Source organism: Psychrobacillus psychrotolerans, from assembly GCF_900115805.1.
GTDB lineage: Bacteria > Bacillota > Bacilli > Bacillales_A > Planococcaceae > Psychrobacillus > Psychrobacillus psychrotolerans.
This window is the reverse complement of the sequence record NZ_FOXU01000008.1, coordinates 115,916-140,315: the sequence shown is the minus strand read 5'-3', so window position 1 is coordinate 140,315 and position 24,400 is coordinate 115,916. Positions and strand designations below refer to the sequence as shown.

Below are 24,400 nucleotides of genomic sequence, written 5' to 3'. Positions count from 1 at the left end.
TTTTTTTATATGTTATGTTATCTCTTTTTGTTCTCAAATTAACTACAAAACTATTACAAAGAGATGACAAACCAATACTATTCGTTTATTTTTATGTCCCTCTCTATTTCTATTGACCTAAAATCTGATGAAATATATGTAAAATACCATAATGTGACAAATGGCAAACCTCTGTTTATCTATTATACTTATTTAGTATGATTGGAATAGGAGGAAGACAAATGTTTTCAAACTCACATATTGGAATAGATTTAGGCACAGCAAATACATTAGTTTATACAAAAAGCAAAGGCTTGTTAATAGATGAACCTACCATAGTAGCAGTAAATACTAAAACTCGTGAAATTGTAGCTTTTGGTGAAGAGGCAAAAAAAATGGTTGGCAAGACTCCCACTTCTATTGAGGTAATACGTCCTCTAAAAGATGGCGTAATTGCCGATTTTGATATTACAACACAATTATTAAAACTTATTATGCAAAAAGCAGGAAAAAAACTTGGCACTTCTTTGAGAAAACCAACTGTTGTTGTATGTACTCCATCTGGTGCAACCTCTGTTGAACGAAGAGCTATACAAGATGCCGTAAGACAAAGTGGAGCAAAGGAAGTTCAGTTAATGGAAGAACCTGTTGCAGCTGCAATCGGTGCTGGTCTGCCTGTAGATGAACCAGTGGCAAGTATGATTGTGGATATTGGTGGAGGTACTACGGAAGTGGGTATTATTTCTTTCGGTGGTGTTGTCGCATCTAATACAGTAAAAGCTGCTGGTGATCGTATGGATGAAGCGATTATTCACTTTGTCCGAAAAGAATATAATGTCATAATTGGCGAGCCTACCGCTGAGCTTATTAAGATGACTATTGGACATGCTTTAGTTCCCCATGCAGTAGAACAAATGCAAGTTACCGGGAGAGATGTAGTGAGTGGATTACCAAAGACCATTTATCTATCGTCTACTCAAGTTCAAGGAGTTTTAACAGAATCACTGGAAACAATTTTAGAAGCAATTCGCGCTACGTTGGAAACTTGCCCGCCTGAACTTGCTGGAGATATCGTCGATCACGGGGTAATACTAACTGGTGGTGGAGCACTACTAAAAGGTATTTCCGAATGGTTAACTCAGGTCATTGAAGTTCCAGTTCACCTCGCACCGGAGCCATTACAATCTGTTGCTATTGGGACAGGGAAATCCTATATTGTCTCAGACCGAAAACAAAAACTAGCGAAATAAAATAAAGTTCACTTAATGGTTTCTAGGCCTTAAAATATAAAAATACCTAATGAAAAAGCAAAATACTGTTCATTCAGATGAACAACATTTTGCTTTTTTGTATACTATTAAAAATTGAATAGGAAGTACTAAGTATTAAATAAAGCAATTATCTTTCATTTCCTATAAAATATAATTATAACCTAAAGGAGGAATACGATGCCAAGCTTACAAGAAATTCTAACTTACAATGATCATTTTGTAGAAAGTAAACTTTACGAACCTTTTTTAACTACAAAGTTTCCAAACAAACGAATTGTTATTTTAACTTGTATGGATACAAGACTCACAGAAATGCTTCCAAAATCCATGAATTTTAAAAATGGCGATGTCAAAATCGTTAAAAGTGCTGGCGCAATTATCAATCATCCATTTGGTGGAATCATGCGTAGTCTTATGGTAGCTGTTTATGAGCTTCAGGCCGATGAGATATATGTAATTGGTCATCATGATTGTGGAATGAGTGCTATACAAACCGATAAAATGATTGATAAAATGATTACACGTGGGGTAGATCCTCGTGTATTAGATACGCTTAAAAATTCTGGCGTGGACTTAGAAAAATGGTTGGAAGGTTTTTCTAACGTAGAAAGTAGTGTCTTACATAGTGTTGAAATGATTCGTAATCACCCGCTTATGCTTCCGGAAATCCCTGTTCATGGTCTAATTATAGATCCGGAAACCGGGCGTCTAGATTTAGTGACTGATGGGAATATCGACAAGAAATAAACTATTTCCCGGGAAATCGACAGGGAGACTTACAAAATAATGAATTCTAAAGAAAACCCACCTATTCATGAAAAATGAATAAGTGGGTTTTAAGTTTGTTAAATATCTTCTTCTGTTAAGGATGCATAGATAAAATGATCCTGCCATTTACCATTGATATAAAGTAGTTTTCGTAGTAATCCCTCTTGGTTGAAGCCATTTTTCTCTAATACTTTAATAGAACCAGGGTTATTTGGAGATACATATGCTTCAATACGATTTAGTTGGACATGCTCAAATCCGAATACTTTCACAAGGTGAACCGCTTCAGAAGCAATCCCTTTTCCAATATTGGATTCGTCCATAGAATATCCGATAAGCCCACTAGAAAAAGGCATTCTTTTAATACTGTATAAGGATACACTACCAATCATTTTGTCTGACTGATGTTCAAAAATCCCGAAGCTATACTCTCTTTTTTCCTTTGAGAGCATAAGAGATTCCCGAATTTTCTCCCGTTGGACAGAAGTAGTATAATAATCATCCCGATGCAGCGGTTCATAAACAGACCAATACATCTTATTGCGATAAGTCAGATCCGCTAGAGCTGGTGCATCTTTCGTATTTAATGTTCGTAAATAACATGTATCTCCTTCTAGATAAATCAAACACCTTCACCCTTTTGCGTTAGTCAATTGAATAAACTCTTTAACATCTTGGATACATAGATCAATTCCTTTTATCCAAAATGCTTCTTGAGTAATGTCTTCATTTAAATGTTTCATCGCTAAGTCTTCCACCGACATTACTGCCGTATCTTGCAATAATGCAATGTACTTCTCTTCAAAGTTCGCACCTTCACTTATAGCTTTAGCATAGATACTTAAAGAGAATAAGTAACCAAATGTATATGGGAAGTTATAAAATGGTACTCCCGTTATATAGAAATGCAGTTTTGATGCCCAGAAATGAGGATGTGTTGTGTCTAATGCATCCCCGTATGCTTCCTGTTGAGCTGCAACCATTAAATCATTCAAACGAGCAGCAGATACTATTCCATTTTTACGTTCCTCATAGAATCTAGTTTCAAATAAGAATCTAGCATGGATATTCATAAAAAATGCTACACTACGTTGAATTTTATCTTCTAGTAAAGCAATTTTTTCGTCATCAGTTGTTGCTTCCTTTACAGCAGCATCGGCAACTATCATTTCAGCAAATGTGGATGCAGTTTCCGCTACACCCATGGCATATTGACGGTTCATCCAATGTACTGGTCTTAAAGCATATGAATGGAAGGCATGACCCAATTCATGAGCTAACGTAGAAACATTGGACATAGACCCACTATACGTCATGAAAATGCGTGATTCCTCTGATACAGGCATTCCTGTACAAAATCCTCCTGGACGCTTGTTTGGACGATCCTCTGCTTCAATCCAACCTTTTTCAAACGCATTTCTTGAAAATGACTCTAACTTTGGTCCAAATTCTTTAAAATGTTTTAGTATAAACTCAGCACCTTGTTGATAATCCATTTTCTCTGTAGAAGTACTCACGGGTGCTTCTAAGTCGTACCAATGCATTTGTTTTTCGCCTAGCATTGCCGATTTTTTGTTTAAGTATTCTACGAATGGAGCTTTATTTTTAGAGATAGCTCCCCACATTGCATCTAGTGTTTGTTCACTCATACGATTAATATGAAGAGGTTCTTCTAAAACAGAATTCCATCCTCTTTTTTCATAAACTGCAAGGCGGAAGCCAGCAATATGATTCAGTGTTTTTGCAAAGAACTCCTCTTTATCTGTCCAAGCAGCCTCAAGTGCTTCAAATGATTCTTTTCGAATCGTTGCATCTTCATGGGAACTCAGATTATTAACCTGTCCAACTGACATTTCTTTTACTTCTCCATCTATTGTAAGTTTAATACGAATATCACCTACAAGTAAATCATAAAGTTGTCCCCATGAATGATAGCCATCTACCTCAAGTTTAGTAATTATGTCTTCCTCTTTTTCAGAAAGCATTCTTTTTGCTTCTTCTCTCCATTCATTCAACACAAATGCAAATGAAGAAAGCTCAGGTGTTTGAAGTAGATCTTCCCATACAGATTCCTCTGTTTTACTTAGCACTTGTTGAATTGTGAGCATTTGAGAAGAGAATCTAGCATAAAGTGACCCTATCTCCCCTTCTAATAATGCTGCCTGCTTATCAGTTGTATCCTGTGCCATAAAGCAACCTATTACTGCTCCAGCTTCAGATAAATTTGTTGCGATATCTTTTAATTGTTCTATTGTTTGCTCAATAATGGAGACATCTGCTATAGATGTCGGTGAGTTAAAGTCTTGGAGTTTTGCGTCAAAACTGCTTAGCTTTCCTTTTACTTCATCCAAATGGCTTCTTAAAGATGGAGAGCTACTACCCCCTTCAAAAAAGCGATCAAGATCCCATACAACCGGATAAGTTTGTTCAATCATCTAAATATTCCTCCTATATTGACAATTATATTAGATTTCTAGTATATCATGTTTTCCTCATACAGATTGTCCCAATTTCGTCACATAACATTCATAATTCTAATTTGTTGTTGGTATATATCAAAGGTATACTTATTAAATAGAAGGAGGCAGCTGAATGTTTAAAATAATCCTTTTAATATTATTTTTTATATCTACTGTAATCGTTAAATTACTATCTATTCTACTTCCCATAAATGGTCAAACCAGTGGCGAGATTTTCAATAGACTTCCCGTCTTTTTTACTCCAGCAAATTATGTGTTTTACATATGGATTGTTATTTTCATCTCATTAGCTTGGTGGATTTGGAATATGATGAAAGATTACAAGTCTTCTCATCCTATCCCTACTAGACGAGTTCTATTATACGGGGCATCATCTGTGTTATATATTTTGTATATATTCAGTTGGCATTACGAACTGTTTGGTTATGCTTTTGGTATTCTCACTGTCTTACTAAGCTGCTTGTTTAAATTATATTTAACCTATCCTTTAGATGATATAAATCGAAAAAATCGATTACCAATTTCCTTCCTTTTAGGATGGACATTTATCAGTTTCTTCATAAATCTATCTTATCTCCTCACGTTTTATGAATTCGGTGGATTTGGTATGACAAAATCACTTTGGGGTGTTATCTTCTTAACCATTGCGACAGCGATAGCTCTTCACTTCCGCTATCATTATTTTGATCGTCTTATGTCAGTTGTGTTTATCTGGACTTTCGTCGGGGTAGCAATCCAACACAACTTTAGTCAACTGCTCCTGACCTCAGCTTCTCTTTTCCTAAGCTGCGTCTTGGTCGTTGGGATAATTTTCCTTAAGAAAGGATCCAGAACCCCTTAAGGTTTGGACAGACATTTTACAATATTATTACCGAGTAGAGGCTGTTTGTGGTAGTTGTCACAAACAGCCTCTCTTTTTTCGTTAAACATATTTATCTGTCTGTCTCCTACAACTTTAAGAAATAGTTAATGTATTTTTAAATAACTAGATATAAATGTTTTCTAAGCGAGGAGGCTGAGGCAACGCCCATGGAAACCGTCCATCAGCCGAAAATTACTATGAGCACTTACTTCGTAGTAGGATAATTCATATTCTTAATTTAAAAAACGCCTTCAAAAGAGTAAACTCTTGAAGGCGTTTTGTTTTAATCTAATTTAGTTAATAAAATTGGTGCACCTTTTGTGACAACAATTGTATGCTCAATCTGTGCTACTAAGGATTTATCAGGAGTGATAAATGTCCAACCATCACCTGATTCCACAATATGCTCTGCCTTCGCAGAAATAAATGGCTCAACTGCTAAAACCATTCCTTCTTTTAATATTGTTGGATCCCATGCATCATAATAATTCAATACATGTTGAGGAGCTTCATGAAGTGATTTCCCAATACCATGTCCAGTTAGGTTCATAATAACATGCAAGCCATTATCTTTGGCTTCTCTAGCTACTGCTTTACCAATTTGGTTCAATCGTGAACCTGCTTTAACTTTTAGCATTGCACGCTCAAATGCACTCTCAGCTACAGCACACAACTTCTCTTTCTCTTCATATCCTTCGCCTACGACAAAAGAAATTCCTGTGTCTGCAAAATAACCATCAAGCGATCCTGAAACGTCTATATTCACGATATCACCATCTTTTATAACACGAGCGCCTGGCATACCATGAGCTACTTCCTCATTAACACTAATACAAGTATATCCCGGAAAATCGTATTCTCCCATTGGTCCAGAAATCGCACCATGCTCTTTAAATAGCTTTCCGCCGATTTCATCTAACTCTTTCGTAGTCACACCAGGTTTAGTAGCAGCCTTCATTACATCTCGAATTTCTGCAACAATACGCCCTATTTTTTTTAATGCTACTAACTCTTCGTCAGTTTGTACAATCATCTTAACAAGATCCCTTCTTCACTAAATGTATTCTAATCATACCATATTTAGTGAAGATTCGGCAGTGTGAGGCGCGGAGCTTTAACAAATAATATCGAACAAATGAAAGCTGCTACTAAAAATACAGGAATCATATAAGTAGAATTATAGATCAACGAATACAAAATAACATTTTGCTCACCAGCAAATTCACCAAAGAATAGAATACCTGAAGTTACATGTGCTAAATAACGAAGAAAAGCTGCGATGAACGTTCCCAAGACAACTGCTCTAACCATTTTCATTTTATCCTTTTGTTCAAATGCATGTAAAAACGCAGGTCTCAGAAAACCAGCAAAACCAGCTACCATAAATGCGATGAAATAATCTATTGCTACTTGTGCTATCACTATTTCAAATGATAAGGGAGCTGCGTAAAAACGGCCTGTAACGACTTGTAATACACCTATTAAAAATCCAGTAGTTAAACCTGCTACAATACCACGACGAAAAGCCATTAAAATAACAGGTACTAAAACGAATGTAACTGATCCACCTTGCGGCATTCCAAAGCCGATCATATCTAAAACATATCCTAAAGCTGCAAAAATAGCGATTTCCATTAATATTAATACTCGATTATTCTTCATGACAATCCCCTTTTTTGACCACAAAAAAAACGACCCCCGGGATAGACCCAGACATCGCGCGATTGTCAGTTTCCATCCACATCCCTACGCAAGTATTAACTTACAGGTTCGAAGGGTACTATCTCAGCCGTATCAACGGCGCCCCTTGTGGTTTGAATTATTTAGTTCGAGTTCATTGTAGCTGAATAGATAAAGTATTGCAACCTTCTTTTGTTCTTTTGTTATACTTGTAAAAACTATATGCGTAAGGGGATGTTTACATGATTACATTATTAAAAGATTTAATACGTATCAAAAGTGACACATTGGAAGGCGCAAATAATGCTTTGTTATTTTGTGAGAATTGGCTAGAGGAACGAGGTATTACTACTACGATCTTAAAGCATGAGGAAAAACTGATGCTTGTGGCAGTAATAGGAGACGGTGATAAATGTATGATTTGGAATGGTCACGTAGATGTTGTTCCAGGAGAAACTTCACAATTTCAGCCTTATATTGAGGGAGATTATTTATATGGTCGTGGAACAGCTGATATGAAAGCGGGAGTTGCAGCGATGATGCAAGCCTTTTATGAGCTATCTAAACAACCTGAAAATCTTGCTCAAAAAATCCAACTACATATCGTAACCGATGAGGAAACAGACGGAGAGACATCCAAATTTTTGGTCAATCAAGGATATATCGGTGACTTTGTTATATGCGGAGAACCTACCAATCTACAAATTGGCTTACAGGCAAAAGGAATTATCCAGTTTGATGTAATACTTAAGGGCAAATCTAGTCATGGCAGTCGTCCTTGGGAAGGAATAAATGCAATTGAACAAGCGTTTCTTTTTGACCAACAGCTTCGCAAACTTTCTTTTTTAACAGCAAGCAATGAGTTCTATGATTATCCTTCCTTAAACTTGGCAAAAATACAAGCAGGAGAACGATATAACGTAGTGCCCGATGAGTGCATAGTAAGTTATGATCTTCGTTACGTACCCGGACAAGATATGCATAGTATTCTTTTAGACCTCCAAACGTTGACGGAAGAATTTCCCAATAGTGAAATACAAGTGCACACTACCGCTCCTGCAGTAACAACTGAAGCTATTAACCCATATATCAAACGTATTGCTCAGGTCACTTCACAGTTTATAGGAAAACCTGCTGTGTTATTTGGGCAGCATGGAGCAGCTGATGCTCGCTTTTATGCAGAAACTGGAGCAGGCGCTATTGAGTTTGGACCAAGTGGTGGGGATTGGCATGGTGAAAAAGAATATGTATCTATTTCCTCTACTGAAACTTATAAAAACATCTTAGTCTCCTTAGGTAAAAGTGAGAAAAATATTATAATTTCGTAGGATATATTAGAAAGAATAGAGGTGATATAAACTGGATAATCCAAGAATTTTATCAGCACTTTCCTATTTTAGTGTTTTGTTTGCTCCCTTTTTATTGCCCATCATCGTTTATTTTGTCTCACAGGATTCTGAGGTTAAATATCATGCAAAAAAATCCTTAATCTCTCATATCATACCTGTTGTTTTATTAGTAATTTTGTTCATTAGTATCTTTTCAAGTTTTATGCCTTTTACAACTGGATATAATGAACAGCCTACCCTTTGGATGGCAGTGGGACCTTTAATACTAATCGGTATATATATGCTTGTGTATGTTATAGTAATGGTTTGGAATATTGTTCAAGGCATTAAAGTATTAAGATAACGTTTATTTATAGGCTCTTAAGGGTACATAATTATTAATAACGAAAGCCAAGGAGCGATTATGATGAAAGTAAAAAACTTAGTTAAAACAGCAATTAAATTTGCACCAATTGTTTATCCCATTATCCGCAAAGTGTTAAAATCTAAAAAAACTACTCGCTAAAAAACTGTCCTCCTAAATAAGGGGACAGTTTTTTTAGTATATGAGGTGCTTTTGCGCAGCATTCATCAGTAAACTTGCAACTTCTACCCCTATTTAAGCAACTTCCCCCAAGCGTTAATACAGCTAAGCATTTGGAAAGGTAAGCAACATGCTATATTAGTGGCTTCAATTCTGTTAATGAGTAGTAGTTGTCCATTCCCTCTGACTTAGCTACAGGAGATTTTCCTTCTTCTTTACTAGCATTCAGAATTTGTTCAAACGATAGTGGATTCGGTGCTGGCAACTCACTTTGGGTCACAAATATTCCCTTGTTGTACTGTGAAAAAAATGCATTTGCCATAATACGATAACCTTCCATCGTTGGATGGACATCTGCAGGATTTGGTAATAATGTCGTTGCATTAACTCCAAATGACTCTTCTACTGACACATAAGTTGCTCCATTTGCCTCTGATTGTTTTTTTAATATAAGCTGCAAACGGTCTAACTCTTTTTTAATACCACTCTTTTGCGACTCTCTGACATGAGGATAAGCAAAATAATAACCCATGACATAAATTTTTGCTTTTGGTGTTAGTACTTGCACTTCTTTAATAATCTGCGCTATATTTTTTCGCGCATTATTTAAAGCAAAATCAGCTGAAATTTGTTGATATGCTACAGAACCACTCGTTGAATTCACTTGTACCATTTGTAGCAAATCATTTGCTCCTGCGGATATCGTAACTAACGTAGCCTTCTTCAGCAACTCTTTCGCTTCATCTGTCTGAATACTCTCAAGAACATCTGCTGTTGTATATCCTGGAAATGCTAATGCTTTTGAATAGAAAGCCAGCTGTCCTGTTGTAGTTAGTTTCTGTGCGATTAAGTCTGTATAACCAGTATCGATGGCACGATTTGGTGTTTGACCGGCTGCCAAAGAATCGCCAAGTGCTAGATAGACTTCAGTTCCCTTTGCATCTACTGTGATAGAGCCAAATGAGATAAACAGAATGATTAAAGTACCAAGCATTTTTTTCAAACTACTCACTCCTTAAAAAGCCCATGCTCCTTTTTTGAATATAGGCTCCATTGATCCATCTGCTAATTCTCCCATAATATCCATGTCGCCACTACCAATCATAAAGTCTTCATGCACAATGGAGGTGTTAATACCCATATCTTCTAATTCACTATGAGTTAAGCCACGAGCACCTTCCACACAGGTAGGGTATGCTTCTCCAATTGCAAAATGGTTGGAGGCATTTTCATCAAATAAGGTGTTAAAGAATAATACATTCGAAGCGGAAATAGGTGATTCATGTGGCACTAAAGCAATCTCGCCTAAATACTTTGCTCCCTCATCTGTTCCAATTAACTCTTGCAATAGTTTCTCACCAGTTGCAGCTTTAATAGAAGTAATCTTCCCATTTTCAAAAGTCAAAGTAAAATCATCTATTACATTTCCTTGATAAACAAATGGCTTTGTATTTTTAACATAGCCATTTACACCTGTTTTAAGTGGTGCAGTATATACTTCTTCTGTTGGCATATTTGCTATAAATGGTGTGTTTTGACCATTTTTACTAGCTCCGGACATCCAAATATGTTCTTTTGGAAGTTCCACTTGAATATCTGTTCCTTCTGCTTTATAGTGCAGCTTTTTGAAATGCTTATTATTTAGTAGTGCCGCTCTACTTTCCAGGTTATCAATATGTTCTTTCCACTGTTGAACTGCTGTGCCTTCGCCGATGCGCACAACTTGGAATATTAACTCCCAAAGGGCTTGCATTTGTTCTTCAGGCTTCAGATCAGGGAAAACTTTGGCAGCCCATTTCTCTGAAGGCATTGCAACGATGGACCATGTAATTACATCATTCATCACAGCTTTTCGATAATTTTCTAACGCTTTCCCACTTGCCTTTTGAAAGCTTGAAATACGGTCAATCGAAACACCTTCTAGTAGATCTGGGTTATCCGCGTCAATCCATAATAATGCGCCTTTATTTTCGATTAACTCGTCGCGCTGCATAGCAGCCCACTTAGGAAATTCATGGAACGCTTCATCTGGAGCAAAATCATAAAATGCGCGTGCATTTACTTCATCTGTATAGTTGACATCTACTCTTTTTGCGCCAGCTTCATAAGCTTTTTTCACTATTAATCGTGTAAATTCAATTGTATCTGTCGTCGTATTTATAAGAAGTGGTTGGTTCGGCTGTATATTCAGGCCAACCTTCACTACTAATTCTGCATACTCTTCAAGCTTTTGTTGAAAATCCATCTTTATTTCCCCTTTTGACTAATAGTTTTAGATGTCCCCTCGATTAACTCTCCGCGATACCATACTTTTTGAATTGGCTTTTTAGGAAGCTCTTTTGTCCACTTTTTAAAAGTCTTTTCATCGGAATAAGTTAATAATGTCATTACCTCTCCATCAGCACCCGCACGACCTGTGCGTCCTGAACGATGTAAGTATTGTTCCACTGAATGTGGTACATCTACATGGATTACATGAGTAAGTCCAGATATATCTAATCCTCTTGCTGCCACATCTGTAGCAATTAGTAAACTTACTTTACCGCTTTTAAAATCATCTAATGCTTTCTTCCGTTCATCCTTTTTCATTTCAGAATGTAGGGATACAATCGGCGCATCTCTATAAGAAAGTTTTGCATCCTTCATTAATAGCTGATCTAAACTATTTACAAATGCAAGGCCTCGCATACCTTTCAAGTAAGATATTCTACGCAGTAATTCAGTTTTATCACGAGGTTCTGTCTTCACGAAACTATGGATAACTTCTCCTTGCGAAGGAATATCTTCTGCTGCTACTTGAATACGCACAGGATTCTTCATCATACGTTCCGCAACTAGTTCTATTTCTTCTGTGATTGTTGCAGAAGTTACTATTAGTTGGCTTTCGACAGTTGCATCAACTAAACTTTTTACAGTTGTGCGATGTTCTCTGCTCAGAAGTTGGTCTCCTTCATCTAGGACAACGATGTTTATTTCATGCATTTTTAGTTTTTTCGTTTTTACTAGTTCTTGCAATCTACCAGGGGTTCCAACGACAATTGTCGGTTTCTTTTTAAGTACATCAATTTGTCTGTGAATATTTGCTCCACCAATTAATTGTGCAACTGAAATGTCTGTACCTTTCACCCATTCACGAAAAACCTCTACAATTTGCATTCCAAGTTCTTGAGAAGGAATGATTACCATTGCCTGAATATGTTTTTTGGTAGGGTCAACCATCTGCAAGATTGGAAGTACATAAGCAAGCGTTTTTCCCGTTCCTGTTGGAGATTCTGCAACAATATCAGAGCCATCCAGCATATGTGGGATTAATTGAGATTGTATAGGCATTGGTGATGCAAAATTTGCATCCTGCCATTTGTTTTGTAATGTTTCATTTAAGTTAGTTATAAAAGTCAAATTTGTTTCCACCTTATCCGTATTTAAGTCAAGTGTACCATATTTTTTATATCGACTATTATTTATAGATTATAGAGATTTAGATAAAAAAAAGTGCCTGTTAAAAAGGCACTTATTTACTTTCCTCTTCAGTTGTATATTCCTTCATTAATTCATAAAAATTCAACTCATATAATTGTCTTCCATCAATTTTATATACACCTTTATTTACAAATTCTTCAATAATTCCATCACGTTTTTGTTCTGTTTGTGATTCTTTTATCATCATCATGTTAATGTCTCCTTGCAAATTTTATTCCATTGTATTTTACCCATTCTAAGGTTTAATAAACTTGTCTTTTCATTCTTTTGAAAGCACCCGTAAATGATGGGAAAGCTTTACGAACAAAGTAATAGCATACATAGCCTAGAAATGTCCCAAGTGTATTCAGCCACAAATCATCCACGTCACTACTCCTACTTTGTGGAATCTGCATAATTTCAATAAATAAGGAGATACATAATCCCACAAATACAGGTAATATAAAAAGTTCCATCCTTTTAAATAGTAAAGGTAGAAGAAATCCAATTGGCATAAATAGAATGATATTACCAAGGAAGTTTATATAAAATGGTTGCCAAAAACCTAGGTATACAACTGACTTGTAGGTTTCTTCCACAACACGAAATAACTCCAAATTTACACCAGTAGTATAGGCAGGTACGTCCCCTACTTTAGGTATTATTGTTTGAGAAAAAAGACCAACAAGTACTGAGAAAAACACTAATATTCCAATCTCATGTAAAGTCTCTTTAAGCTTAAATCCTCTCTTCTTCCAACGAAATAGTCGCCAAATGACGATCAATGGAAAGGCAATCCCTATAAAAAATAGCATATCATCTAAATAATTTATGATTACATACATCTACTCACCTTCAAATAACTCTTCTAAAAATTTTTCCCTATGATCTAAAAAATACTTTGTAATTTGATAATGCGCGGTCAGTTCATAATCGATTTCCTCAATTTGTCCTTCATCAAAACTTAGGATCGTCGCTTCAGGATATCCTAATAATATTGGAGAGTGTGTCGCAATGATAAACTGGCAATTCTGTTCTTTGATCAAATCATGCATGATACGTAAAAATGCCAATTGTCTCTGCGGTGATAATGCTGCCTCTGGTTCGTCTAACAGATAAATAGCCCTACCATTAAATCGATTTTTAAATAACGACAAAAATGACTCACCATGAGATTGCTCATGAAGGGATTTTCCACCATAACTGTCTAACACACCAAGGCCAGGATTTTCTCTTTCCAGTTCATCCAGATGTGAAGCAAACTGATAATAGGATTCTGCTCGTAAAAAGAAACCACTAGTTACTTTGGGCATCCAAGAAAGTCTTAGATATTTCCCCAATGCACTTTCTGCAGCATCTACATCATAAAGGTTATTTCGACTTCCTCCAGCAGTATTAAACTCACATTTATCTGCAATTCCTTCTAATAATGTCGATTTCCCAGTCCCGTTCTCTCCCACAAAGAAAGTGACAGGAGAAGTTAACTCTAATTCATTAAAGTTACTAATTGCAGGAATGGTGAATGGATACTGCCTTTCCATTTGCGGCTCTTTGAAAAGGGTCACTCTATTTAAAAACATATGATTCCTCTCCCACTCATATCATAAATTATTACTTCTGAAGAAAGGTTGTTTGCCTTGGATCTACCTATTCGTATAGAAACGAAATATATTAAGAAAAGTTCGCCAAAAATTAACGTGTATTATCCTATAGTAACTAATCTACCCAATCCTGCCGTTGAAAAAAAGATTAATGCAGATATTATTCATGAACTAAACAAGCTTTTAATCGAACAAGGATTTTACAGTGAACATTTAGTTGAAATGGTCGGTACCTATGAGATTAAAACGAATGAACGCGGCGTTCTCAGCTTAAGTTTAACTGTCTATTCGTTTACAGGTGGTGCCCATGGTCTAACAATTACGAAATCACTCACCTTTGATGTCAAGACTGGGAAGCAGTATGGACTAAGCGAATTGTTTAAGCCAGACAGCAATTATGTAAAAGTCCTCTCTGACATGATTGAAAAGAAAATTGTCGAGTGGGATGTACCTCTATTAGAGGATTTTACACAAATACGAAGTGATCAAGATTTTTATATAGCAGACCATTCACTTGTCATTTATTTTCAAGTGTATGAATGGACTCCGTATGTATACGGCTTCCCCTATTTTCCAATTACCATTAAAGATATAGAAAATCTTATTCGGGAAGGTGGTATTCTTGAAAAAATGATTCCATTCTAGTGACACACTCTCTTTAGTACGGTAAAGTATTATATAAATACGTACTGGGGGTTTATGGGAATGAAAAAAGCAATTTTCTTTGACTTAGATGATACTTTACTATGGGACAATAAAAGTGTGTCCACTGCGTTTCACAAAACATGCGTATATGCAGCCACTCAGGTTAATGTGGAACCATTTGCTCTAGAACAAGCCGTACGTTCAGAGGCAAGCACATTGTACGATACATATGAAACACGTGCTTACACTAAAATGATCGGCATTAATCCTTTTGAAGGGCTATGGGGAACTTTTGACGATCCTTCTGAAGACTTTCAAAAGATGAAAGCTATCATACCCGAATATCAGCGTTTAGCTTGGACGAAGGGATTAGAGCAGTTAGGGATTAATAATGAAGAATTAGGCAGAGAGCTGGCGGAGTATTTCCCACGGATGCGAAAAGAAAGCCCCTTTGTATATGAAGAAACCTATGAAGTATTAGACCAACTAAAAGAGAAGTATTCATTATTATTAATGACAAACGGATCACCAAGTCTTCAAAACACTAAATTAGAAATCACACCGGAGATTGCTCCATATTTTGATCATATCCTTATCTCTGGATCCTTCGGTAAAGGAAAGCCTGACCCATCCATTTTTGAACATGCCTTAGAGATGGTAGGATTATCGGCAGAAGAAGTATTGATGGTCGGTGATAACTTAATGACCGATATATTGGGCTCTTCTAAGGTTGGCATTCAATCTGTGTGGATTAACCGCGAGGAAAAACCGGTAATTGAAGAAATAAGGCCTACATATACAATTGAAAACTTGAGAGAGCTTTTAACATTGCTCTCGTAAGAAAACCGGGTAAAAAAAACGCTCGGTCCTTTAAGATTAAGACCTGTTTCTATCGCTTTCGAAGCGCTTTGGACAGACTTGTTACTATACTTTAACCAGCTAATTTTTGAAGGGTGGTCGTGACTAACGTCACGACCACCACTTCTTTTTCCGGTAATCTTATGGCATTTCTCTGTCCGTCGCACTTCTAAATCTTTTCGAAACAGGCTAGTGCTTTTTTGGATAACTAGAGAAACGATGCTTTCCTATTGATAAAGCAAGCTCACGAAGAGGCAATTTCGTTCGCTATTTCACTTCTTTATTTAAAATCTCCTAACTATTTCTCTTTATTTCCACTAGTTAAAAGAAAATCTACTTTCTTCATCCTTTATTACAGAATAATATCCCTAATTCAACAGACGATTTTATATCTATATTAACTTTGACTACTATTAGCATCTAAGCGAGAAGCTATGCTCAATCTTAGAGTGGAGTACTACTCACTATATTGATTGGAGTGCAAGGTGGCGACTCCAGCGGGATAAGCGAGAAAGTCGAGACCCCACAGGAGCGTAGCGAACGAGGAGGCTCGACCTCGCCCGCGGAGGACAACAGGAGGTTGGTCACAAAGGCTTTGCCACAGGACGTGGCGCACTTAGCCTTTGTTCTCCACCTGAAAACGGAAATCAGTAGTATCATTGTATAGATCTTATTCTTCATAATAACTAGATAGATGAACTATCTGCACTAAATTTTATACTCTTCTTCTATTAAAAAAAGGTGGATCCTCGACATATAATTGTCGTGAATCCACCTTTTTATTTTATAGATCAATCGGTGTTGCATCAAAGATATCTTCTAATGCCTTAAGCTGCTCAACACCTGACTCTTCCACATGCTTATCAATTGAAATCATCATAATCGCATCTCCACCTACTTCAGAACGACCCACTTGCATCGCTGCGATATTGATACCTTCCGAAGCAAGCAGTGTTCCTACGCGACCAATAGCACCCGGTTGGTCTTTATGACGGATGAATAATAAGTAACCAGATGGAACTACATCTACGATAAAGTCATCTACACGTACGATACGGCCACCTAGACCATTTAATAATGTGCCTGCTACTTTTCTTGTTCCAGTCGCTGTTTTCATTTCAACCGTTATTAAACTTGTAAAACCTTTGGACTTGGAAGTTTTTAATTCGTTTACTGTAATGCCCAAACGGTCTGCAAGGAATTTCGCATTTACATCATTTACTGATTCCCCTAATTTGCTTTTCAGTAGACCTTTTATAGCATTACGTGATAATGGACGAGTGTCTAGATTTGCCAATTCCCCAGAATAAGTAATATTGACCTCCTCAGGTACTCCATCCGCAAGATCGCTTAGGAATGAACCTAATTGCTCCGCTAGATTAAAGAATGGCTCAATTTTAGCTAGGACATCCTTTGGTACAGAAGAAAGGTTAACAGGATTCTTCACTGTCCCATTTTGTAAGAAGCTCACAACGTCATAAGACACATCAATTGCTACAATCTCTTGTGCTTCTATCGTACTAGCACCTAAATGGGGTGTTGCAATAACCTGTGGAAGTGTTAATAATTTATGCTCCACAAAAGGTTCTTCCTCAAATACATCCAGTGCCGCACCTGCAACTTTACCTGACATGATAGCATCATATAATGCATCTTCGTCGATAATTCCACCTCGAGCACAGTTAATAATTTGAACCCCGTCTTTCATTTTTTCAAAAGCTTCTTTATTTATTAAGTGACGAGTTTCTTTCAATAGAGGCGTATGTACTGTTATAAAGTCTGCCGCTTTGATCACCTCTTCTACTGTACCAAACTGAACTCCTAGTTTCTCCGCTTTTTCAGCTGTTAAAAATGGGTCATAGGCAATGACATTCATACGTTGCCCTTTTGCACGGAAAGCAACCTCCTGCCCAATTCTTCCGAAGCCTAGAACACCTAATGTTTTGTTCTTCACTTCTACGCCGATAAAAGTTTTGCGATCCCATTTTTTATTTTTCAAGGAATGGAAGGCTTGTGGGATATTGCGCGCAAGCGACATAAGCATAGCAATAGAATGTTCTGCTGCTGAGTTCGTATTTCCATCAGGAGCATTAACAACGATGATCCCACGTTCTGTTGCAGCAGTTAAGTCGATGTTATCCACCCCAACTCCTGCACGACCAATAATTTTCAAATTAGTTCCTTTTTCAATAATTTCTCGAGTAACCTGTGTTTGGCTACGAACTAACAATGCATCAAACCCACCAATTTTTTCGCCAAGTTGTTCTGGAGTTAATGAAGTATCAACAACGATATTAAATCCTTCTGCATTTCTTAACGGGAAAATACCATCTTCGCTTAGTGGATCACTGATTAGAATATTAAATGTCATATGAATCTTCTCCTTTTATTACTATATTTTTGTACGATTATTTAGCATCAAATGAAATACCAGTACTCCTCCTTATTTTAAAAACATAAAAAAGCCCTCCACTCCCTACAAACATGTAAGGGGCGAAGAGCTTATACACTCACGCGGTACCACCCAAATTTTACTGCAATCATCTCGCAGATTCTCAATTAGTATGCTTAACGCGCATTTCACGGATGAACCTAAATCCTCTGTTTTCAGTCCACCAATTCTAGAGTGCTACTCTACAAACAAAATCACTGATTTACACCAACCATCAGCTCTCTGAAGATCTCAAATTGTAAAGTCTATCTCCGTCAAAATTGTTTACGCTTTATTGAATTAAATTCATCATACTCACCAGTAGAATAATTGTCAATATAGTCAAAATACTTGAAAACGCTATCATTTTTATTTGTTTCAAAAAAACATTGATATAATGCCGTTTAACAATCCAAAAAAATATTTGAAATATTTTTAATTCGTTTTCTAATGATATAAGCATTAAAAATATAATTAATATATGAAATTTAAATGTAAAGGCGAACTTTATTTATTCTAAATCAATTAAAGTTCGTATATATAAAAATATATTTTAAAAATAGCTATAAAGTTATTGACCTTAAAGAGTTTAATTTGTACACTGTATAAAACCATTTGTTTTTCCTGTGAGTACAATAACATTAAATTATAAGGATTTGATTAGATGAAAGTAAGTAAATTTGGTGGAACATCTGTTGCAAGTGCAATCCAAATTAAAAAAGTAGCTGCAATAGTTAAAGCAGATCCATCTCGAAAATTCATTGTTGTATCTGCACCAGGTAAACGCTACGATACCGATAAAAAAGTAACGGACTTACTAATTGAATTGGCAATCGCTGCTATACATAAAGAAGAAGTAGAAGAAAAACTATTCAAAGTCTTGGATCGCTATAAAGAAATCGCACAAGGCCTAGAACTAGATGATACAATTTGTAACGTTATTGAAGAGGACCTTCGTTCACGTATTAACAAAGACCAAAGTATTCTTGAATTATTTGTAGACAATATTAAAGCAAGTGGAGAAGATAATAATGCAAAACTAATTTCCGCTTATTTCACTAGCATTGGTCTCGATTCTCAATATGTTAACCCGAGGACTGCAGGGTTGCTTGTAAATGATCTACCTGAACGAGCACAAGCGTTACCACAGGCATATGACAATCTATATGCACTAAAGCACCTTTCTGGCGTTGTTGTATTCCCCGGTTTTTTTGGGTTTACACCTAATGGCACTCTGCGCACATTCGATCGTGGTGGATCTGATATCACCGGTTCTATCCTTGCAGCAGCAGTGAAAGCCGATTTATACGAAAACTTTACGGATGTCGATTCTGTGTTTTGCGCTAATCCTAAAGTAGTGAACCATCCTGCTGAAATTGAAGAAATCACATACCGTGAAATGCGAGAGCTTTCCTACGCTGGCTTCTCTGTTTTTCATGATGAAGCATTAATGCCTGTATTTAAAAGTGGCATTCCAGTATGTATTAAAAATACAAATAACCCATCAGCTCCTGGAACGAAAATAGTAGCTAAACGTAAAAACAACAAGCGCCCAGTAACTGGAATTTCCGCTGATAACGGTTTTTCTATTTTATATGTAAGTAAGTATTTAATGAACCGAGAAATTGGATTTGGTCGTAAGCTGCTTCAAATTTTAGAAGAAGAGCATATTTCTTATGAACACACACCATCTGGATTAGACGATATTTCTGTTATTGTACGTAGTCATCAACTGGACCCAGAGAAAGAAGCACGTATTATGAGTCGAGTATTGAACGAACTTAAAGCAGATGATGTCCACTTCCGCCATCATTTTTCCATGATTGTAATTGTAGGAGAAGGTATGAACAATAGTACAGGACTGGCAGCACGTGCTGCATCCGCTATTGCAAATACTGGAGCAAATATTGAAATGATTAACCAAGGATCTTCTGAGGTCAGTCTGTCATTTGGTGTTCAAGAAAGTAGTGAGAACAAAATTCTGCGTGCATTATACAATGAATTTTTCTCAGCAGTAACAGTTGGTTAATGAAAAACGGATAAAAATGACATGGGTCCTTTTAGATTAAAACCTCTTCGAAGGACTTTGAATAGACGTTTTGCTATATAGTTACTGAGTAAATTTTTAGGGATGCTAGTTAATTGTGATATCCACCACAATTAACTAGCATCCCTTTTTACCGGTATATATAACTTAATACACTTATTAAAATGATATTAACTGGTTTAAACCATTCGTTTTCATATAGTGAATGAGGGTCATCTGCTCATTTACCTTCCATTCATCACCAGTCTTCACATAGCCCATTTTCTCATATAAGTAACAATTTCTTTGTTCTTGCTTAATTGTATCTAGCTCCCACTTTATCGCATGTGGATACATGCCCTCAATACGGCTCATGACTTCTTGGGCAATACCTTTCCCTTGAAATTCCTCGAGAATATTAATCATGTGTAATCTCATCACCCCTGGTGACTTCGGATATACATGAACACTCCCTACCAACAATTCATCTTTTAAGATTTTAAAATAGTCCCCTGTCTGTAACCGTTCTTTAAACCTTTCAAACGTCTGAAAAACAGGACTAGTATCATGGTCTTGGTATTTTTCATAGATAGGTTGAAACACTTTTTTTTGTATTGTAAATAGTTCAGAAGCGTCTGATAAACTAGCTTTTCTTAGAGAAATAGAGGACTTACTTATTTCAAAAAGCGCTTCTAAAAGATGATAGGGGATAAAATCTCCACTTTTAACCAGTCCATATATTTCATCGATTGATGCCCATTTAGCATCCGCTACCTCTTCGTATTGTAAATTTAATAGATCCGCCTCTATTTCTTGTTTGACTAGCCAATGGTCATCAAAACCACGAGAAAACTTTACAGTGAATATCTGCTCTGCGTGTTCCATTTGCAACTCAATGCCTAATTCTTCTTTCGTTTCACGAATAGCACCCATTTCACTAGTTTCTCCTACAAGAACAGCCCCTGCTGCAGCACAATCCCACATACTTGGCCACCCTTTTTTCCACGGCTGACGCTGTTGAATAAGAAATTGACCTTTTTCATTCATGATCCATACATGAACTACTTGATGAAAGTCACCCTCCATCATCTCATTTCCTCTTATCCATATCTTTCCCGTACTCTCTCTGAACTCATTCATAATATCCCAACGTTCCATTTCTACACCCTCTTTACACCTTATTCGTTACAAATAGTATATCATTCAAGCATCTTAGTTTTAATCATGTTTGACAATTATTTTCATGTGTGAGATAATACCTTAGTTAACATTTGGTACGACATAGTTTTTCGATATTGGCATTCTGCTATATGTGTTTTTGATAATACTTATTCACACTGGAGCGGCTATAGGGTCGCAAGGACGTAAAAGAAGGTAGGGTTTACGTTGCTTAGGTTAGAAGGCAACCAGTGGAACAATTTACCGCGGCATTGAAAGGTTTCTTTCATGGAAATTATTCCCCGAGCTTTTCGGGATGAAAATTTTAAAATTCAAAAGTTATGTTATACCTATACAAAATCAAGGGGTGTTCTCATTATGAGAGCGCCCCTTGTCCAATTTATCCAGCTATTTCTTTTTTTCGTTTGTTGTATTCTTTGAACATCAGCAAATAGATGAATCCACTCAGTAAAGCTAAAGCTGCAAGTATCGCGAATGTCCACGTAAACCCAATCCAAGCTACTAGCGGAAATACTAAGGGTGCAATTGTTCTACCAATAGTATAGCGGAGACTTGCCGCCGCAAAATATTGTCCCCTCATATCGTCAGGAGCTAATTTGGACACAAAGCTTTCCTGTAATCCAACTGTTGCTAATTCTCCTAAAGTAAAGATTGCCATCGCTATTAAGAAAACCCAGAAGTTCGCTGTCATCGGGAATATAATCATTGCCACTGCGTATAAAAACGAAGATAGAAAAAACACCCACTTCTCCGGATATTTTGTCATCCACCTTGTAACAATTACCGTAAACAGTACTACTAATAATCCGTTTTCGGAAAGAAGAATACCAAACGAGCCTTCTCCTGTTACAGACCATTCCCTATTAAAAAGAGTACCAAGCACTTGCTTGTCGATAACCTCTTTCATATAAACTGGTATCAGCATATCCAATTGCATATAGGTTTGTCCTAGTAAAATACCTGCTATAACGAATAAGAAGAAAACCTTATCCTTTACGATTAATCCGTAAGTTTTAACCTGAGTGACAATCACCTGAGTCCAATTATTCGACCCGCTCGCCATCTTAGCCTTCATATCGTCGGGCAAAGTTTCTTCCGTTAAAAATCTAATTGCCAAACCAACGATACAGAAAATAATTCCCGAAACTAATAAAAGTATAAAACGGTGATTAAAGAATAATACCGCCCCAACTATTGGACCAATTACTACCGAAATATTTATAGACGTATAGAACACCGAAAATACAGTGCTTCGGTCTTTTTCCGGCACAACATCCGCGACAATTGCTTGACTTGCAGGATGATATAACGACCCTGCCATCCCCGCAATCGTAAAGGCTACAAAGCTTAGCATCGGTGAATCTAACCAGGGGGAGTTCGCAAACGCAAATAATATGAATGCCACCCCTTCTGCTATTGCTGAGAAAAACAGCATTGTCCGGCGACCAAATCTATCCGCACAATAGCCCCCTACCAAATTAGCCCCTACTGAAAAAACTTGCGATGCAACTAGTAAAACCCCTGCCATACTCGTGCCAAATTCATCAGCAAAATAAATAGCTAAAAAGGGAAATACCATCCAAAAGCTTAAATTACTAAAAAACTCCCCAAACAAACGGACCTGTAAACTACGATCCCAATCTCTTATTCTCATTCTATATCCCCACAACTCATTGATTAATTAAACTATCCTACCACATTATTTCGATTTTCGAAATAGACAATTTTATAGCTAATGAATGAGATCTGTGAGAAAACTAAGATTCCCCATAAATCTATATCCCCTGAACATAGAGAAGGTTTCGTACTATTCAACCGATTCTTTATGACATTCAACCGATTCTCATCCATAAGCTAGATTTTTTGAATGGTCTCATCTAAAAGTTTAGTCGACTCTAGTATTTGAATGGATGCTGCACCAATCGATTCAACTGCAACAGTTAAGTCTTTAATATCTTTGCCGACGTTCTCTGACTCAACCGCTGCTTCACGGATCATAGAGGAAATACTCGCTAAAGAAGTGGATGTTTGGTCACTTTCATTCAAACCAATAGTTGCTAATCGTTGTACATCTACAATAGATTTTACTACTTCCTGTTGCGCAATATTCGAGTCGCCAACTAGCGAGTCTATTTGTTCTACTGAACTTTTTGTTTGTTCTGCAAGGTTACGCACTTCCTCTGCCACTACTGCAAAACCTTTGCCATACTCTCCAGCTCTTGCTGCTTCTATCGCTGAATTCAATGCGAGCAAATTTGTTTTAGTCGCTATATCTTTGACTATCTTTACTACATTCAAAATTTCTTGAGAAGATTGGTTTAATTTGATGATTAAGCCTGACATCGACTTCGTTTTGTCGTAAATTTCCTGTGAATGACCCGTTAAGGTTTGTATAATTCGCTTCCCATTTTCGGCCTTTTCAATCGTCCTCTGTGAGATTTCTACTCCCTTCGCTACTTCTATCTCCACATCTTTTGTAGTTCCAATTAGCTCCTCTACAGAGGTGGTGGTTTCAGTAGATTGATATTCTAGGTTAGTAACGATACTTCCCAATGTTTCTTTTATGGCTCTTTTTATACGATCTTCTTTTTCCCTTGCTTGCTCTTCGGCATACTTATCGTAAGCTTCTACAACTAATTGTTGCTCATAGTTAATTATTTTGTTTAAAGATGCTACAAATTCGATTTGTTTTTCAATTGGCAATTGAGCTAATTGTATTTTTTCCACTAAACTGTTTTGGAGCTGATAACATGCTCCTAAATAACATTTCGTTTTCAGCTGAATATGTACATGCATTTTAGCAATTTTCTTTCGTTTTTCTATGTACCCTTCGTTCAAAACTCCAGCAAACCAATCCCCAATGTGTATTATTAATGTTTGTTCTAAACGATTTCGTGAACTATGTTTATTTATAATATCGATTAATTCTTCATTTGCCATTAGGGAGTCATAGAAGTTCTTCACTGCTTCTGGAATGTGGGGCGCAAAATATGATTCCATTTGTTTAAGGTTTGCAAGATCCTTTTCAGTGAAATCAATCAACTGCAACTGAATCAGTCTAAGTTTATCCTTAATATCGAAGTGAACATCAGGTCTATTTAACAGATTGATAGGTGAACTAATTCGTTTTTTTCTAAACATTCTATTACCTCCAAAGTGTTTAGCATTAATATCCATGCTACCAAATAGGTATTTGGTGCACAGTGACTTTTATCACGCTTTTGAATATTTAACAATTTCTTTACAAGCATAAAGCCAAAAAAACTAGAGCCTTACTACATAACACTAT

The 24,400-nt window shown here is 36.6% G+C and carries 22 protein-coding genes, 1 riboswitch and 1 other annotated feature; of the genes, 8 read left to right on the top strand and 14 right to left on the bottom strand.

Going from position 1 to position 24,400, the window contains the following annotated elements; all coding sequences use genetic code 11:
- Positions 1–221: 221 nt before the first annotated feature.
- Together mreBH and BM260_RS14965 are read left to right on the top strand one after the other, a co-directional pair.
- Positions 222–1,229 (top strand): rod-share determining protein MreBH, encoded by a 1,008-nt coding sequence (mreBH, locus tag BM260_RS14970; protein ID WP_093538147.1) that lies wholly within the window; start codon positions 222–224, stop codon positions 1,227–1,229.
- Between the two features lie 198 nt (positions 1,230–1,427).
- Positions 1,428–1,997 carry a beta-class carbonic anhydrase gene (locus BM260_RS14965; protein ID WP_093538146.1) on the top strand — a complete coding sequence of 190 codons (570 nt, stop codon included), beginning with the start codon at positions 1,428–1,430 and terminating at the stop codon, positions 1,995–1,997.
- A 98-nt stretch (positions 1,998–2,095) separates the two neighbouring features.
- Here BM260_RS14965 and BM260_RS14960 read toward each other — a convergent pair whose 3' ends face one another.
- Both BM260_RS14960 and BM260_RS14955 read right to left on the bottom strand, forming a co-directional pair.
- On the bottom strand, positions 2,096–2,644 hold the full coding sequence (locus BM260_RS14960; RefSeq protein ID WP_093538145.1) for a GNAT family N-acetyltransferase: 549 nt from the start codon (positions 2,642–2,644) through the stop codon (positions 2,096–2,098).
- A 6-nt stretch (positions 2,645–2,650) separates the two neighbouring features.
- Positions 2,651–4,453 carry a M3 family oligoendopeptidase gene (locus BM260_RS14955; RefSeq protein ID WP_093538144.1) on the bottom strand — a complete coding sequence of 601 codons (1,803 nt, stop codon included), beginning with the start codon at positions 4,451–4,453 and terminating at the stop codon, positions 2,651–2,653.
- A 157-nt stretch (positions 4,454–4,610) separates the two neighbouring features.
- Between BM260_RS14955 and BM260_RS14950 the strand changes: the two genes are divergently transcribed.
- Positions 4,611–5,339, top strand: a complete 729-nt coding sequence (locus BM260_RS14950; protein WP_093538143.1) for a hypothetical protein — start codon at positions 4,611–4,613, stop codon at positions 5,337–5,339.
- 304 nt (positions 5,340–5,643) lie between these two features.
- On the opposite strand, the gene map is transcribed toward BM260_RS14950, so the two are convergent.
- Together map and thiT are read right to left on the bottom strand one after the other, a co-directional pair.
- Entirely contained in the window at positions 5,644–6,393 is a 750-nt protein-coding gene (gene map / locus BM260_RS14945; RefSeq protein WP_093538142.1) for a type I methionyl aminopeptidase, read from the bottom strand.
- Between the two features lie 47 nt (positions 6,394–6,440).
- A complete protein-coding gene (gene thiT / locus BM260_RS14940) occupies positions 6,441–7,022 on the bottom strand; it encodes an energy-coupled thiamine transporter ThiT (protein WP_093538141.1) in 582 nt (193 codons plus the stop codon).
- 64 nt (positions 7,023–7,086) lie between these two features.
- Positions 7,087–7,178: riboswitch (TPP riboswitch) on the bottom strand.
- 104 nt (positions 7,179–7,282) lie between these two features.
- Between thiT and BM260_RS14935 the strand changes: the two genes are divergently transcribed.
- Positions 7,283–8,368, top strand: a complete 1,086-nt coding sequence (locus BM260_RS14935) for a M20 family metallopeptidase (RefSeq protein WP_093538140.1) — start codon at positions 7,283–7,285, stop codon at positions 8,366–8,368.
- 31 nt (positions 8,369–8,399) lie between these two features.
- Positions 8,400–8,732 (top strand): DUF4870 domain-containing protein, encoded by a 333-nt coding sequence (locus tag BM260_RS14930; RefSeq protein WP_093538139.1) that lies wholly within the window; start codon positions 8,400–8,402, stop codon positions 8,730–8,732.
- Positions 8,733–9,045: 313 nt separating this feature from the next.
- Here the strand turns inward: BM260_RS14930 and BM260_RS14925 are convergent, their stop codons facing one another.
- The 6 genes from BM260_RS14925 to BM260_RS14900 form a co-directional block, all read right to left on the bottom strand.
- Positions 9,046–9,906: an SGNH/GDSL hydrolase family protein gene (locus BM260_RS14925; protein ID WP_093538206.1), complete on the bottom strand. Its 861-nt coding sequence runs from the start codon at positions 9,904–9,906 to the stop codon at positions 9,046–9,048.
- A gap of 21 nt (positions 9,907–9,927) precedes the next feature.
- Positions 9,928–11,157, bottom strand: a complete 1,230-nt coding sequence (locus BM260_RS14920; protein ID WP_093538138.1) for an aminopeptidase — start codon at positions 11,155–11,157, stop codon at positions 9,928–9,930.
- A gap of 2 nt (positions 11,158–11,159) precedes the next feature.
- On the bottom strand, positions 11,160–12,311 hold the full coding sequence (locus tag BM260_RS14915; RefSeq protein WP_093538137.1) for a DEAD/DEAH box helicase: 1,152 nt from the start codon (positions 12,309–12,311) through the stop codon (positions 11,160–11,162).
- A gap of 112 nt (positions 12,312–12,423) precedes the next feature.
- Complete coding sequence (locus BM260_RS14910; RefSeq protein ID WP_139219931.1) at positions 12,424–12,582, bottom strand: Fur-regulated basic protein FbpA; 159 nt, start codon at positions 12,580–12,582, stop codon at positions 12,424–12,426.
- 52 nt (positions 12,583–12,634) lie between these two features.
- Complete coding sequence (locus BM260_RS14905) at positions 12,635–13,216, bottom strand: VanZ family protein (protein WP_093538136.1); 582 nt, start codon at positions 13,214–13,216, stop codon at positions 12,635–12,637.
- Positions 13,217–13,951 (bottom strand): AAA family ATPase, encoded by a 735-nt coding sequence (locus BM260_RS14900; protein ID WP_093538135.1) that lies wholly within the window; start codon positions 13,949–13,951, stop codon positions 13,217–13,219.
- Between the two features lie 117 nt (positions 13,952–14,068).
- Here BM260_RS14900 and BM260_RS14895 point away from each other — a divergent pair, with 117 nt between their 5' ends.
- Both BM260_RS14895 and BM260_RS14890 read left to right on the top strand, forming a co-directional pair.
- The gene (locus BM260_RS14895) at positions 14,069–14,617 is read left to right on the top strand and encodes a DUF3298 and DUF4163 domain-containing protein (RefSeq protein WP_245762744.1); all 549 of its coding nucleotides are present in this window, start codon (positions 14,069–14,071) and stop codon (positions 14,615–14,617) included.
- Positions 14,618–14,677: 60 nt separating this feature from the next.
- On the top strand, positions 14,678–15,457 hold the full coding sequence (locus tag BM260_RS14890) for an HAD family hydrolase (RefSeq protein ID WP_093538133.1): 780 nt from the start codon (positions 14,678–14,680) through the stop codon (positions 15,455–15,457).
- Between the two features lie 802 nt (positions 15,458–16,259).
- Here the strand turns inward: BM260_RS14890 and serA are convergent.
- Positions 16,260–17,846, bottom strand: coding sequence for a phosphoglycerate dehydrogenase (gene serA / locus BM260_RS14885; protein WP_093538132.1), 1,587 nt, complete (start codon positions 17,844–17,846; stop codon positions 16,260–16,262).
- Between the two features lie 115 nt (positions 17,847–17,961).
- Positions 17,962–18,194, bottom strand: a binding site (T-box leader).
- A 376-nt stretch (positions 18,195–18,570) separates the two neighbouring features.
- On the opposite strand from serA, the gene BM260_RS14880 reads away from it, so the two are divergent.
- Positions 18,571–19,935, top strand: coding sequence for an aspartate kinase (locus BM260_RS14880; RefSeq protein ID WP_093538131.1), 1,365 nt, complete (start codon positions 18,571–18,573; stop codon positions 19,933–19,935).
- 177 nt (positions 19,936–20,112) lie between these two features.
- Here BM260_RS14880 and BM260_RS18690 read toward each other — a convergent pair whose 3' ends face one another.
- From BM260_RS18690 to BM260_RS14860, 3 genes are all read right to left on the bottom strand, one after another.
- Positions 20,113–21,090, bottom strand: coding sequence for a GNAT family N-acetyltransferase (locus BM260_RS18690; protein ID WP_245762743.1), 978 nt, complete (start codon positions 21,088–21,090; stop codon positions 20,113–20,115).
- A 400-nt stretch (positions 21,091–21,490) separates the two neighbouring features.
- Complete coding sequence (locus BM260_RS14865; protein ID WP_093538130.1) at positions 21,491–22,765, bottom strand: MDR family MFS transporter; 1,275 nt, start codon at positions 22,763–22,765, stop codon at positions 21,491–21,493.
- Between the two features lie 200 nt (positions 22,766–22,965).
- Entirely contained in the window at positions 22,966–24,252 is a 1,287-nt protein-coding gene (locus BM260_RS14860) for a globin-coupled sensor protein (RefSeq protein ID WP_175496312.1), read from the bottom strand.
- Between the last annotated feature and the right edge of the window lie 148 nt (positions 24,253–24,400).

What these genes read in the sequence shown, in the direction of transcription:
- mreBH (WP_093538147.1), top strand. Translation starts at nt 222, where the DNA reads ATGTTTTCAAACTCACATATTGGAATAGATTTAGGCACAGCAAATACA.
- BM260_RS14965 (WP_093538146.1), top strand. Translation starts at nt 1,428, where the DNA reads ATGCCAAGCTTACAAGAAATTCTAACTTACAATGATCATTTTGTAGAA.
- BM260_RS14955 (WP_093538144.1), bottom strand. Translation starts at nt 4,453, where the DNA reads ATGATTGAACAAACTTATCCGGTTGTATGGGATCTTGATCGCTTTTTT.
- BM260_RS14950 (WP_093538143.1), top strand. Translation starts at nt 4,611, where the DNA reads ATGTTTAAAATAATCCTTTTAATATTATTTTTTATATCTACTGTAATC.
- map (WP_093538142.1), bottom strand. Translation starts at nt 6,393, where the DNA reads ATGATTGTACAAACTGACGAAGAGTTAGTAGCATTAAAAAAAATAGGG.
- thiT (WP_093538141.1), bottom strand. Translation starts at nt 7,022, where the DNA reads ATGAAGAATAATCGAGTATTAATATTAATGGAAATCGCTATTTTTGCA.
- BM260_RS14935 (WP_093538140.1), top strand. Translation starts at nt 7,283, where the DNA reads ATGATTACATTATTAAAAGATTTAATACGTATCAAAAGTGACACATTG.
- BM260_RS14925 (WP_093538206.1), bottom strand. Translation starts at nt 9,906, where the DNA reads ATGCTTGGTACTTTAATCATTCTGTTTATCTCATTTGGCTCTATCACA.
- BM260_RS14920 (WP_093538138.1), bottom strand. Translation starts at nt 11,157, where the DNA reads ATGGATTTTCAACAAAAGCTTGAAGAGTATGCAGAATTAGTAGTGAAG.
- BM260_RS14910 (WP_139219931.1), bottom strand. Translation starts at nt 12,582, where the DNA reads ATGATGATGATAAAAGAATCACAAACAGAACAAAAACGTGATGGAATT.
- BM260_RS14905 (WP_093538136.1), bottom strand. Translation starts at nt 13,216, where the DNA reads ATGTATGTAATCATAAATTATTTAGATGATATGCTATTTTTTATAGGG.
- BM260_RS14900 (WP_093538135.1), bottom strand. Translation starts at nt 13,951, where the DNA reads ATGTTTTTAAATAGAGTGACCCTTTTCAAAGAGCCGCAAATGGAAAGG.
- BM260_RS14890 (WP_093538133.1), top strand. Translation starts at nt 14,678, where the DNA reads ATGAAAAAAGCAATTTTCTTTGACTTAGATGATACTTTACTATGGGAC.
- serA (WP_093538132.1), bottom strand. Translation starts at nt 17,846, where the DNA reads ATGACATTTAATATTCTAATCAGTGATCCACTAAGCGAAGATGGTATT.
- BM260_RS14880 (WP_093538131.1), top strand. Translation starts at nt 18,571, where the DNA reads ATGAAAGTAAGTAAATTTGGTGGAACATCTGTTGCAAGTGCAATCCAA.
- BM260_RS18690 (WP_245762743.1), bottom strand. Translation starts at nt 21,090, where the DNA reads ATGGAACGTTGGGATATTATGAATGAGTTCAGAGAGAGTACGGGAAAG.
- BM260_RS14865 (WP_093538130.1), bottom strand. Translation starts at nt 22,765, where the DNA reads ATGAGAATAAGAGATTGGGATCGTAGTTTACAGGTCCGTTTGTTTGGG.
- BM260_RS14860 (WP_175496312.1), bottom strand. Translation starts at nt 24,252, where the DNA reads ATGTTTAGAAAAAAACGAATTAGTTCACCTATCAATCTGTTAAATAGA.